Origin of the sequence: Erythrobacter mangrovi (genome assembly GCF_013260645.1) — a bacterium.
Taxonomy (GTDB): Bacteria; Pseudomonadota; Alphaproteobacteria; order Sphingomonadales; family Sphingomonadaceae; genus Qipengyuania; species Qipengyuania mangrovi.
Genome location: NZ_CP053921.1, coordinates 217295 through 229203, shown reverse-complemented (window position 1 = coordinate 229203; position 11909 = coordinate 217295). Strand labels below are relative to the sequence as shown.

Here is an 11909-nt window from a genome sequence, read left to right as displayed (position 1 = left end):
TTGCAGCGTCCTCTTGCATCGACTTCTCTATGATATATCTTAGAGCTATCGAAGATACGATGAGGACTATCGCAATGTACAAGGCACATAAGTGGCGCAAGATGGCGCGAATGGGCGGCTGGCCCTTTGCCGCGGCGATGATGTCGGGCGCCGATTTCGGCAGCAACTTCGGCCGTGGCTTTTCTCCGGAGAACTTCACTTTCGAGTTCGGCCCGCGCGGTGGGCGCCGTCGACGCATGTTCGGATCTGGCGAATTGCGGCTGGTGCTGCTGCACTTGCTCGCCGAAGAACCGCGTCATGGCTACGAGCTGATCAAGGCCATCGAGGAGCTGACCGAGGGCAGCTATTCGCCGAGCCCGGGCACGGTTTACCCCACGCTGTCGCTGCTCGAGGACGAAGGCGCGATCGCGCAGGCCCCGGGTGACGAGACGCGCAAGGCCTATGAAGCGACCGAAGCGGGACGCAAGGAGCTGGAGGAGCGGGCCGACGAGGTCGAAGCGCTGCTCGACCGGCTCGAAGGTCACGGCGAGCGCCGCCGCGCCTATGCCACGCCGGAGATGTTTCGCGCGGTCGGCAACCTGGCCAGCGTGCTCAAGCACCGTGCCCGCTCGGGCAAGCTCGACGAGAAGACCGTCAACGAGATCGTCGACCTTGTCGACGAGCTCGCGAGGAAGATCGAGCGGCTGTGACCCGGACCATCCCTTGCGCCTGCGCCGCGTGGTACTAGACTGCGCGGCGGAGGTCGTGAGAGGGAAGGAACTCGCATGAACACCGAGACGACGGGTAAGGTACCGGCGCACCTGTGGGCGGTCGGCGGGCTATCGCTGCTGTGGAATGCCTTCGGTTGCTACATCTACACCATCACGATGATGCGCGATCCGGCAATGATGGCACAGGCGTCGGAAGAAATGCGCGCGGCAATCGAATCCACGCCGATGTGGGCAAACAGCGCCTGGGCGCTGGGTGTCTGGGGCGCGCTGATCGGCTCCATCCTGCTGCTCATGCGCAACCGGCTGGCGCTGCATGCCTATGCGGTGTCGCTGCTGGGGCTGATTGGCACGGCGATATACGAGGTCACCAGCGGCATACCTGTGAATTTGCCGCAAATCGCCACCATCTGGGCGGTCGCCCTGTTCCTGCTGTGGTACGCCTGGTCGATGACCAAGACGGGCGTGTTGCGTTGAGCTGACTATCGTCCGCGCTGGGCCTGCAACCGCAGGTAGGTGTCGACGACGGCCTGATTGATCGCGTCCCACGAATAGGCGCGGCTGGCTTCCTCGCCAGCCGCGCCATGCGCGCGGCGCAGCGCATGGTCGGTGCAATAGGGAGCCAAGGCATCCGCGCAGGCGAGGGCGAAGGCTTCGGTCTTGCTTGGCGGGACGAGCTGGCCCGTCACGCCATGGTTGACCAGGCTCGCAGCCCCGGTCGCCCCCGCCGCCACTACCGGCAGGCCGCTGGCCATTGCTTCCAGGGTGACGTTACCGAATGTCTCGGTAATCGATGGATTGAAGAAGACGTCGCCGCTGGCCAGCGCGCGGGCGAGGTTCTCGCCCGTCTGGAAGCCGACGAAGGTTCCGCCGGGTAGCGCCTTATCGAACCAACTGCGTGCGGGACCATCGCCGATCACCAACACCTTGTGTGGAACTTGCCGGCGTCGCAGCTCGACGATGGTATCGGCGAACACGTCGAGCCCCTTTTCCATCACCAGCCGGCCAAGGAAGACGATCGCCACGTCGTCATCGGCCAGGCCCAGCTCGCGCCGCCAGGCCAGGTCGCGCCGCGAAGGATCGAAGCGTTCGCGATCCACCCCGCGGGACCAGATCGAGATGTCCTCGTGCATGCCTTGCGCCTTGAGCTCGGCGATCTGGCTTTGCGACGGGGCAACCAATGCGTCGCAGCGCTGGTAGAAACGTCGCAGAATCCCTTCGATGATGGGCTCGAGGAAGCCCAACTTGTAATAGCGCGGATAGGTTTCGAACCGCGTGTGTACCGATGCGAGTACGGGAATGTCGTGCGCTAACGCCCACTTCAATGCGGCGTGGCCCGTCGGATCGGGCGAGGAGACATGGACGAGGTTGGGTGCAAATTCGGCGAGGTCCTTGCGCGAAGCAGTATCGAGCCCCAGCGGAAGACGGTATTCGCCGCGACTTTTCACCGGCATCCGGATATTCGGCACGCCGATGAGGTCCCCCGTCGGCTCGAAGTCGGGCTTCTCGACCACCGGTGCGTAGACGCGCAGTGCCGCTCCCTGCCGCAGCAGGTATTCGGCAAGCCGGTTGAGCGCCTGGTTAGCCCCGTCGCGGGTGTAGTTATAGTTCCCGCTGAACAGCGCGATGCGAAGGTCTGCGACGGTCATGACGGATGGCCCATAATCATGCGGGCAGCGGATGGCGAGAGGAAGAAGCCAATCTATTCCGGACGATTATCTGCGTCTCTGCCAGCCAGAAAGAAAAACGACGCGCATGGCGCGCGCCGTTTCTCCCTGTGTTTAGGCAACGGTTAGGCTGAATTAGCTTCCCGAAGGGCTCGTCACCGCACCCATCACAGTGTCGTAGAGGCGCCGAGCGACCAGCGAGGTCGCGATGCCTGCTGCCGCGATGGCCAGATTTCCGAAGATGGCCGTCAGGTATTCGCCGACCGCCGGCACGCCCCCAAGCGTTGCCCCGATGGCCGGAAGTGCCAGCACCGCCAGGAACATCCTCACGGCATTGTCCTGATCGGTAAATGCCCCTGCAATGATCCCAAGCAGGATCAGGATCAGGGCGATATTGAGGTTCGGTATGGCCACGAATCCAGCAACCACGGCCACAACGACACCAAGGGCTCCTGCAAGTCTTGCAACTCTCTCCATGATTTTCCCCCTTCGTTTCTCCTCTACGGAGGCCGTTGAGGTTAAGCGAAAATGTTGCGCGGACAAAATTTCATGCTGCGCAGTAAACCATTGCTATTGATAATGATTTCCAGAAATCCCCGGATTTCTTGAGCTTACCTTAGCGGTTAGGCACTGCCTACGCATCGCTTTGATGGATCACGTCGCACCCGCCCGACTCCGCTTCGACTGGCAGACGAATGCGCTTGACTTGGGGCTCCGCGCCACTAGTTCGGCCGACGGGCCACGCGGTCCCAACGCCGCGCGAGCTCTCTGTAAGGAGAGTCTACATGACTGATACCCCGTACCCGGCGCGCAAGCCTGCGCGTCCGTATTTCTCTTCCGGTCCCTGCGCCAAGCCGCCGGGCTGGGCCCCCGAAAAACTCGCTACCGAATCGCTCGGCCGCTCGCATCGCTCGAAGCTGGGCAAGGCGCGGCTGCAGTATTGCATCGACCTGATCCGCGAAGTGCTCGAGGTGCCGGAAACGCACCGCATCGGCATCGTGCCCGGATCGGATACCGGTGCCGTCGAAATGGCGATGTGGACGATGCTGGGCGCACGTCCTGTCACGACGCTGGCGTGGGAGAGCTTCGGCGAAGGCTGGGTCACCGATGCGGTCAAGCAGCTCAAGATCGATCCCACGGTCATCCGTGCGGACTATGGCCAATTGCCCGACCTGACCCAGGTCGACTGGTCGAACGACGTCATCTTTACCTGGAATGGCACGACCTCTGGCGTGCGTGTGCCCAATGGCGACTGGATCGCCGCGGATCGCGAAGGCCTGGCGATTGCCGATGCCACCAGTGCGGTGTTCGCGCAGGACATTGCCTGGGACAAGGTCGATGTGCTGACCTTCAGCTGGCAGAAGGTACTCGGTGGCGAGGGTGCGCATGGCGTGCTGATCCTCGGCCCGCGCGCGGTCGAGCGACTGGAAACCTACACTCCTGCATGGCCGCTGCCCAAGGTGTTCCGCCTGATGAGCAAGGGCGCGCTGGCTGAAGGCGTGTTCCGTGGCGAAACGATCAACACCCCGTCGATGCTTGCGGTCGAGGATGCGATCTTCGCGCTCGAATGGGGCAAGTCGCTCGGCGGCCTGTCCGCGCTCAAGGCGCGGGCCAATGCCAATGCCACGGCGCTCGACGCTATCGTGCAGGAACGCGACTGGCTCGGCCATCTCGCCGTCGATCCCGCCTGCCGGTCCAACACCAGCGTCTGCCTGACGGTTGAGGGCGCGGACGAAGCCATGATCAAGGCCATGGCCAAGCTGCTCGAAGATGCGGATGCAGCCTATGACATCGCCGGTTACCGCGATGCCCCGGCGGGCCTGCGCATCTGGTGCGGTGCGACGGTCGATACCGCCGACATCGAGGCGCTCGGACCCTGGCTCGACTGGGCCTACGCCAGCGTGAAGGCCACCGCCTGACAATTGCGCCACCCCGGGTCACGCCCGGGGGCGCTTCCCCCTCAGTCCCGCGGCAAGGCGGGGTCTCCGGACCAGGTCCGGGATGAAGAATTCAAGATTGGACAATACCATGACCAAGCCCAAAGTCCTTATTTCGGACAAGATGGACCCCAATGCCGCCCGCATCTTCGAAGAGCGCGGCTGCGACGTCGACGTGAAGCCGGGTATGACGCCTGATGAGCTCAAGGCGGTGATCGGCCAGTATGATGGCCTGGCCATCCGTTCGGCCACCAAGGTAACCAAGGAAATCCTCGACGCGGCGGACAACCTCAAGGTCGTCGGTCGCGCCGGCATCGGCGTCGACAACGTCGACATCCCGGCGGCGAGCGCCAAGGGCGTGGTGGTGATGAACACGCCTTTCGGCAACTCGATCACCACCGCCGAACACGCCATCGCGATGATGTTTGCGCTGGCCCGCCAGATCCCCGAAGCCAATGCCAAGACGCAGGCCGGCGGATGGCCCAAGAACGACTTCATGGGCGTCGAGGTCACGGGCAAGACGCTTGGCCTGATCGGCGCAGGCAATATCGGTTCGATCGTCGCCAGTCGCGCGCTCGGCCTGAAGATGAAAGTTGTCGCCTACGATCCTTTCCTGACTCCCGAACGCGCGGTCGAGATGGGCGTCGAGAAGGCCGATCTGGAAACGCTGCTGGCCAAGGCCGACTTCATCACGCTGCACACGCCGCTGACCGATGAAACGCGCAATATCCTCAGCCGCGAAAACCTCGCCAAGACCAAGAAGGGTGTGCGCATCGTCAACTGCGCGCGTGGCGGGCTGATCGACGAGGCGGCGCTGGCTGACGCGCTCGACAGCGGCCAGGTCGCGGGCGCGGCGCTCGACGTGTTCCAGACAGAACCGGCCAAGGACAGCCCGCTGTTCGGCAAGCCCAACTTCATCTGCACCCCGCATCTTGGGGCGAGCACCACCGAAGCGCAGGTCAACGTCGCGTTGCAGGTGGCCGAGCAGATGGCCGACTACCTCGTCAACGGCGGCGTCACCAATGCGCTCAACATGCCCTCACTGAGCGCCGAGGAAGCGCCGAAGCTCAAGCCCTACATGAAGCTTGCCGAGAACCTCGGTAGCCTCGTCGGCCAGTTGGCGCACGGCAACCTGACCAAGATCAGCATCGAGCGCGAAGGCGCGGCGGCCGAACTGTCGGGCAAACCGATCGAAGGTGCGGTTCTGGCGGGCTTCATGCGCCAATATTCGGACACGGTGAACATGGTCAACGCGCCGTTCCTGGCCAAGGAGCGCGGGCTCGATGTCCGGTCGATCCGACATGAGCGTGAAGGCGCCTACAACACGCTGATCCGCGTGACCGTGGGTACCGAACAGGGCGATCGATCGGTCGCCGGTACGCTGTTCGGTGTCGATGCGCCGCGCCTGGTCGAGATCTTCGGTGTCGGCATCGAGGCCGAGCTGGACGGTCACATGCTCTATATCGTCAATGAGGACGCGCCGGGCTTCATCGGCCGTATCGGTACGCTGCTGGGCGAAAACGGCATCAACATCGGCACCTTCCACCTCGGCCGTCGCCAGGCAGGAGGCGAGGCGGTGCTGTTGCTCAGCGTCGACCAGCCGATCCCGCAGGATGTGGTCAGGGGGGCTTGCGCGCTGCAAGGCGTGAAGGTCGTCATGCCACTGGCATTCTGACCGCCATTGGGGCAGGGGGCGCAGCGCAATGATTTCATCTGACGACCTCCTGCCCGTCGGCCTCGAAGACGCCCTTCCGCAACGCGCGCGGGCGATCACCGAGGCGATGCGTGCCGTGCTCGATGCGATGGATGCGCACGGCTACGATCGCGTACGTCCCCCGCTGGTCGAGTTCGAGAAGTCGCTCGCAGGTCGGATGGAAGGCGTGGCCACGCGTCGCATGGTGCGCTTCACCGATCCGGACTCGCTCCGCACGCTGGCACTGCGTAGCGACATGACCGTGCAGATCGGGCGCATCGCTGCGACCGTGATGGCCGCTGCTCCGCGCCCGCTGCGACTGTGTTATGCCGGGGACGTGGCGCTGCTCAAGGCGGACCAGCTCGATCCGGCCCGACAGCGGCTGCAGCTCGGTGCCGAACTGATCGGCAGCGATGGCGTTGCCGCGGCAAGCGAGATCGTCTCGGTTGCGATCGATGCGCTCAAGGGCGCGGGGATCGGCAATATATCAGTCGACTTCACGCTTCCCGACCTGGTCGACACGCTCGCGGACAAGGCGCTGCCGCTCGATCCCGCTGCGCGCGAAGCAGTGCGACGCGAACTCGATACCAAGGATGCTGGCGGGCTCACGGCAGCCGGGGGCGAAGCCTATTTGCCGCTGCTCTATGCGACAGGACCCTTTGCCGAAGCAGTCGAGAAGCTGGCTGCGCTCGATGTTGGTGGGGTGCTTGCCAGCCGCATTGCGGGCCTGCGTGCCATCGCCGAAACCATCGGAGCCCGCGCCCGCATCACGCTCGACCCGACCGAACGCCATGGCTTCGAATACCAGAGCTGGTTCGGTTTCACGCTCTATGGAGAGGGCGCACGTGGTGCACTGGGGCGCGGTGGGACTTACACGATCAAGGGCAGCGAAGAAGCCGCGACCGGTTTCTCCCTCTACATGGACCCGCTGCTCGAAGCGTTGGGCAGCCGTCCGGCGGAGGCGCGCAAGGTGCTGTTCCTGCCCCTTGGCCACGACCGCGACGTCGCAGCCCGCTTGCGCGCCATCGGCTGGCGGACGGTCGCCGCGATCACCGGTGAGGAAGATCCGGCGGTACTGGGCTGCACCCACCGGCTCGATGGCGACGAGGCGGATGAGATCAGCTGATCAATGCGGTCAGTCGGCCAACACTTCTTCGATATCGGCCAGCTCTATGTCGCTCGTCATGCCGAGATAGCGCTCGTAGTACGGCTTGTGTGCGGCACCCACGATCGCCAACACCTTGCGACCCGGGCCGACAACCTCGCGAATATTGGCGACCATTCGCAGGTTGCGCGTCTCCCAATAGGCCAGATAGCGGCGACCGCTATTGCCCGGCAATTTTGACGCAGCCGCAGCGGCAAAATCGCTCTCCACGGCCAGACGTTGCGATTCCAAGCTGTTGAGCGAGCGGAACCAGTCAATGATCGACCCGCCTTTGGCGATCAACCGATCCCAATGCTCGTCGTCTTTGATCCGTTGCTTGACAACGGCATTGTCCCAGATCTGGGCGATCTCAGCGGCATATGTCTTGTCATCGCCCGGACCTGACGCACGGTCCCCCGTATGATCGTCGACCGATTCAAGTTTCTCGAGACCTAACTCGGCCGCAAGGAACGCGCCAATCGACACGTTTTCATTGAGTGATTGGCTTCGTTTGGACAGGATCTCGATCAACTGTGGCGTTAGATAGGCGTCCGCGTGACGCTCAGTGGGATCGAGCCGGAACCACTGGACTACTGCCGAATTGGGCTCGCCCGCGGCCAGAAACAATGCGGCCAACCTGCGACGCACTTCTGGCGGCCGCTGCCTTTGAGGGCTTGCGAGCACTCGTTCGATTGCCTCGGATGCCGCCGCACCCGAAAGGCCGATCGCCTCTCTCGCGGCCGTTGGGTCAAAGCAATAGTCAGCGGCAGAACCGGAGTAGGCAAAGTCGTATTCGCGCAGATAGTCGCACTGAGCGCCGGACAAGGCTTCGATCGCGATTGCTTCGGGCTGCCATGCTTTCAGCTTTGCCAGCAAGGGCTCAAGCTGGCGGCGGTCGAAACCCTTCGGGAGTTGCGAGAGATGGGCTACCCCCAGGACCAGCACTTCGCTGCGATCACCACGACTTTCGGCAGCAGTATCCGCGATGGCGACTGGCGACGTATCTTGCGCAATGGCGCCGGCCCCCCATGCAAGCAAAGCGACACAGCAAAAATCGCGCAGTGCGCGTCGGTGAAGTAACATTGGCTGACCCTTTATATGTATTGCTATATCAATACAGTGCACCAGTTGACTGTCAACCTGGTCCCTGGAGCAAGCGCTTGCTGAATCTAAGGAGAGACGTGTGCGACAGGCAGTGCTGCCTTACGTGGCGCAGCCTACCAGGAAAGCGATCGTTGCCGCGATCGGCAAGGTTGCCACCCATGACAGCAGGATGTTCCGCACCACGGAAAGATCCAGTGTGCCCGCAGCCGCGCCACTACCGATGATCGACCCTACAGAGACGTGGGTGGTCGAGACCGGAAGGCCGAGCCGACTGGCACAGAGCACCAGGCTGGCGGTGACGAGGTTGGCGGAAATGCCCTGCGCATGATCGAGGCGGTTGATCTTGTGGCTCATGGTTTCGGCGACGCGGCGCGACAGGAGCCAGCCGCCGATACCCATCGCCACGGTCACGCCTATTGCCGCCATGGTACCGTCCAGCAGTGACGCCGCTACCAGCAGCGCCGCCAGCTTGGGCGTGTCGTTCACACCCCGGGCAAAGCAGATACTGGTGGCCGAGAGCAGGTGAACACGGTGCGCCCAGGGCCCCGATGCAGGAGGACTGTTCTTCGACCACTTTGCCCCGTTGGGGATGAGCAGCACGATGAGCCATGCCAGCGTGGCGGAGATGATCGGGCTGGTCAGCAGGGGGACGATGAAGTTCGAGCCCAGCTTGCCGAGCTGGATCGGGTCGCTGCTTTGCGCCAGGGCGGCACCGATCAGCCCGCCGACGAGGGAATGGGTGGTAGAGATCGGAAAGCCAAACCGCGTGGCAAGGATCACCGTCAGGGCCGCGCCACTGGCCACGGCAAGGGCAAAGCGTGGCGTGGCGGCCAGTTCGTTGCCGACCAATCCCTTGCCCGAGAACTGATCGATCAGGCCGTGCGCCAGGATGACCGAGGCTACTCCGCCGAGGACAGTGGCGATCGTCGCGAGGATCAGGGCCTTGCGATATTCGAGCGCGGCGGCACCCCAGACCGTGGCGAAACCCTTGAAATTGTCATTGGCGCCATTGCTGAAGGCGAGAAACAGAGCGGTAAATGCGAGCAGTGACAGGATAAGAATAGCTAAACCCCAAACCGTGACGGGAATGGGTGTTTTCGGTCAGGGTCGTCGATGGTTACGCGGCGCCCGGAATTCTCAGGGGCTTCAGCTCAGCCAATCTGGGTGATCAGTCGGGCGAAGGCTTGGGAAATTGCGCACCGACATGGTCGCTGCCGCGCGCCTGCGCCAGCTCCTCTTGCCGTTGCCGTTCGGCATAGCGGGCGCGCTGTTCGTCGGTACGGGTGGCGTAACAATGCGGGCAGCTGACCCCGCGTTCGAACTGCGGTGAGGCGCGATCCTCTTCACTCAGCGGCATGCGGCAGGCGCGGCACAGTTCGTGGTTTCCCACGGTAAGGCCATGACCGACGCTGACGCGCTCGTCGAATACGAAGCACTCACCTTGCCATAGGCTTTGTTCCGCCGGGACATGCTCGAGGTAGTTCAGGATGCCGCCCTTGAGGTGATAGACCTCTTCCAGCCCTTCCGCCTTAACGAAGGCGGTGGACTTCTCGCAGCGGATTCCGCCGGTGCAGAACATGGCGATCTTCGGGGTCTTGCCTTTGGCCTCCAGTGCCGCGCGGCGCTGGCGGAACCATTCGGGGAATTCGCGAAAGCTCTTCGTCTTGGGATCCTCTGCCCCGGCAAAGGTCCCGATCGCTACCTCGTAATCGTTGCGCGTGTCGATCAGGATGGTTTCGGGCTCGCTGATCAGCGCGTTCCAGTCTTCCGGCGCGACATAGGTGCCGACCCTGGCAAGCGGGTCGAGGTCCGGCTGGCCCATCGTCACGATCTCTTTCTTCAGCCGTACCTTCATGCGGTGAAAGGGTTCGGTGACGGAGCGTGATTCCTTGACTTCCAGCTGTGCGCAGCCGGGCAGGCCCCGGATATGATCGAGTACAGCCTCTATGCCAGCGTCCAAACCCGCGATCGTGCCGTTGATCCCTTCGCGCGCCAGCAGCAGCGTGCCGCGCACGCCGTTGGCAAGGCAGGCATCGAGCAGTGCGGGCCGGATTGCGGCAGGATCGTCGAACCGCGTGAACTGGTAGAGCGCGGCAATGCGGAATGTGTGGTCGGACATGGTGGGGCGCCCTTAGCAGCCCGACTTGCGCGGCGCTATTGGCGCGAGCGTAGGTTTTCTGCGACCCAGGCTCCGGCGCTCATGATCTTATCGAGCCCAAGCTGCGCGGCAACGCTGCGGTTGAGGGTGACCAGGTCGACCCGGGCAAGACTGTCGCGATAGGCGGCTTCCGCACGGGCGAAACCGGCGGCGATACTGCACGGCAGCCTGCAGTCCTCCGGCTTGCTGCCGCAGGGGCCGTTCTGGCGTATTTCAGTGCACCGAAACATGGGCTCGTCACCGTCGATCGCCTTGAGGATATCGAGCAGGGTTATCTCGGCCGGAGCCTTGGCGAGCGCATAGAATCCGCTGCGCCCACGCCCGCCCTTGACGATGCCTGCCTGGGCCAGGGCCTGCATCTGCTTGGCCATATAGGGCGCGGGCACGCCGTGGAATTCGGCCAGGGCGGCAAGCGACAGGCCGCGGTCGGGCCACAGGGGTGCCAACACGGCGCAGGCATGCGCGGCCCATTCCACCCCCTTGCTGATCTGCATCGCGAAAGTTCCTTGCCATGATTCCTTTAATTGGATACTTGATATCCGAATATAAGGAGTGGTCCCGTGATTAGCAAACCTGATGCTCTCGACCGCGCGATGCAAGCCGTGATTGCGCTGGTTGCTCTCTTCTCGATCGGCAACGGCTTCTTCATGCTCACCGGCCCGCTCGGGTGGTACGCGTCGATCGATACGGTGCAGGCGACCGGGCCGGCCAACCGCCACTTCATCGGCGACATCGGCCTGGCCTATCTCATCTCGGGGGCGGTGCTCGGCTATGCAGCAGCGAATCTGGCGCTGCGCTGGGGCGCGGCGCTGATCGGTATCTCATGGCTGGCCGCGCACGGTGGCTTCCATATCTACGAGGTCATGACGGGCATCTGCGCGCCCGACGTATTCTGGCAGGATGTGCCGGGCGTGCTCGGCCCGCCGCTCCTGGCGCTCATCGCCGTGGCGGTGCAACTCGGTCGCCAGCGGGCCTCGCCCGTTCCGCTGCCCAAGAAGCTGTTTCTTTCGATAATGCACAAGGTGGCGGGCGACGGTGAACCCTATATCGACGACCTCGATGCCGCCGGCGGGTTCGCAACGGAGAAATTCCAGCACGCCATGCTGCTTTCCGGCCATCGCTATCATGCGCCTGCCGCCTTGCTACACATGGCGCGCCTCGGTTCGACCCGCGCGGAAGATTGCGGCCCCTGTGTCGAAATCGTCAGGCAGTTCGCGCTGGCCGACGGGATCGACAACCAGCGTATCCAGAATGCCCTGATGGGCCGGCCCGATCATGTGGAAGACGAGCTGGCGTACAATTTCGGTGCAGCCATCGCCTCGGGCGATGTTGCTACGGCTGCCGAGCTGGGTGAACAGATCGAGGCGAAGTACGGTCGCAAGGTGCGCACCGAGCTGTCGCTGGGCGCGGCCAGCGGGCGGTTGTTCCCGGCGATCAAGCGCGGGCTGGGCTACGCTTCGGCCTGTACCATCCCGCGCATGGCATGAGGCGCTGGCTGG

General features: G+C 63.5%; 12 protein-coding genes. 6 read left to right on the top strand and 6 right to left on the bottom strand.

Annotation, left to right across the window (positions count from 1 at the left end; translation table 11 throughout):
* Positions 1-74: 74 nt before the first annotated feature.
* Positions 75-689: a PadR family transcriptional regulator gene (locus HQR01_RS01215; RefSeq protein ID WP_234030209.1), complete on the top strand. Its 615-nt coding sequence runs from the start codon at positions 75-77 to the stop codon at positions 687-689.
* A gap of 75 nt (positions 690-764) precedes the next feature.
* Complete coding sequence (locus HQR01_RS01210) at positions 765-1184, top strand: hypothetical protein (RefSeq protein WP_173211985.1); 420 nt, start codon at positions 765-767, stop codon at positions 1182-1184.
* 5 nt (positions 1185-1189) lie between these two features.
* On the opposite strand, the gene HQR01_RS01205 is transcribed toward HQR01_RS01210, so the two are convergent.
* Positions 1190-2356, bottom strand: a complete 1167-nt coding sequence (locus HQR01_RS01205) for a glycosyltransferase family 4 protein (RefSeq protein ID WP_173211984.1) — start codon at positions 2354-2356, stop codon at positions 1190-1192.
* Between the two features lie 153 nt (positions 2357-2509).
* The gene (locus HQR01_RS01200) at positions 2510-2851 is read right to left on the bottom strand and encodes a hypothetical protein (protein ID WP_173211983.1); all 342 of its coding nucleotides are present in this window, start codon (positions 2849-2851) and stop codon (positions 2510-2512) included.
* 308 nt (positions 2852-3159) lie between these two features.
* Here HQR01_RS01200 and HQR01_RS01195 point away from each other — a divergent pair, with 308 nt between their 5' ends.
* The 3 genes from HQR01_RS01195 (at position 3160) to HQR01_RS01185 (ending at position 7130) form a co-directional block, all read left to right on the top strand.
* Positions 3160-4293: a phosphoserine transaminase gene (locus HQR01_RS01195; protein WP_173211982.1), complete on the top strand. Its 1134-nt coding sequence runs from the start codon at positions 3160-3162 to the stop codon at positions 4291-4293.
* Between the two features lie 109 nt (positions 4294-4402).
* Positions 4403-5986, top strand: a complete 1584-nt coding sequence (serA, locus tag HQR01_RS01190) for a phosphoglycerate dehydrogenase (RefSeq protein ID WP_173211981.1) — start codon at positions 4403-4405, stop codon at positions 5984-5986.
* A gap of 28 nt (positions 5987-6014) precedes the next feature.
* Complete coding sequence (locus HQR01_RS01185; protein ID WP_173211980.1) at positions 6015-7130, top strand: ATP phosphoribosyltransferase regulatory subunit; 1116 nt, start codon at positions 6015-6017, stop codon at positions 7128-7130.
* Between the two features lie 9 nt (positions 7131-7139).
* Here HQR01_RS01185 and HQR01_RS01180 read toward each other — a convergent pair whose 3' ends face one another.
* The 4 genes from HQR01_RS01180 to HQR01_RS01165 form a co-directional block, all read right to left on the bottom strand.
* The gene (locus tag HQR01_RS01180; protein ID WP_173211979.1) at positions 7140-8186 is read right to left on the bottom strand and encodes a DUF5694 domain-containing protein; all 1047 of its coding nucleotides are present in this window, start codon (positions 8184-8186) and stop codon (positions 7140-7142) included.
* A 165-nt stretch (positions 8187-8351) separates the two neighbouring features.
* Positions 8352-9281 carry an inorganic phosphate transporter gene (locus HQR01_RS01175; protein WP_234030334.1) on the bottom strand — a complete coding sequence of 310 codons (930 nt, stop codon included), beginning with the start codon at positions 9279-9281 and terminating at the stop codon, positions 8352-8354.
* Positions 9282-9420: 139 nt separating this feature from the next.
* On the bottom strand, positions 9421-10371 hold the full coding sequence (gene trhO / locus HQR01_RS01170; RefSeq protein WP_173211978.1) for an oxygen-dependent tRNA uridine(34) hydroxylase TrhO: 951 nt from the start codon (positions 10369-10371) through the stop codon (positions 9421-9423).
* Positions 10372-10406: 35 nt separating this feature from the next.
* Entirely contained in the window at positions 10407-10904 is a 498-nt protein-coding gene (locus HQR01_RS01165) for an RrF2 family transcriptional regulator (RefSeq protein WP_234030208.1), read from the bottom strand.
* Between the two features lie 66 nt (positions 10905-10970).
* On the opposite strand from HQR01_RS01165, the gene HQR01_RS01160 reads away from it, so the two are divergent.
* A complete protein-coding gene (locus HQR01_RS01160) occupies positions 10971-11897 on the top strand; it encodes a hypothetical protein (RefSeq protein ID WP_173211977.1) in 927 nt (308 codons plus the stop codon).
* Positions 11898-11909 lie beyond the last annotated feature (12 nt).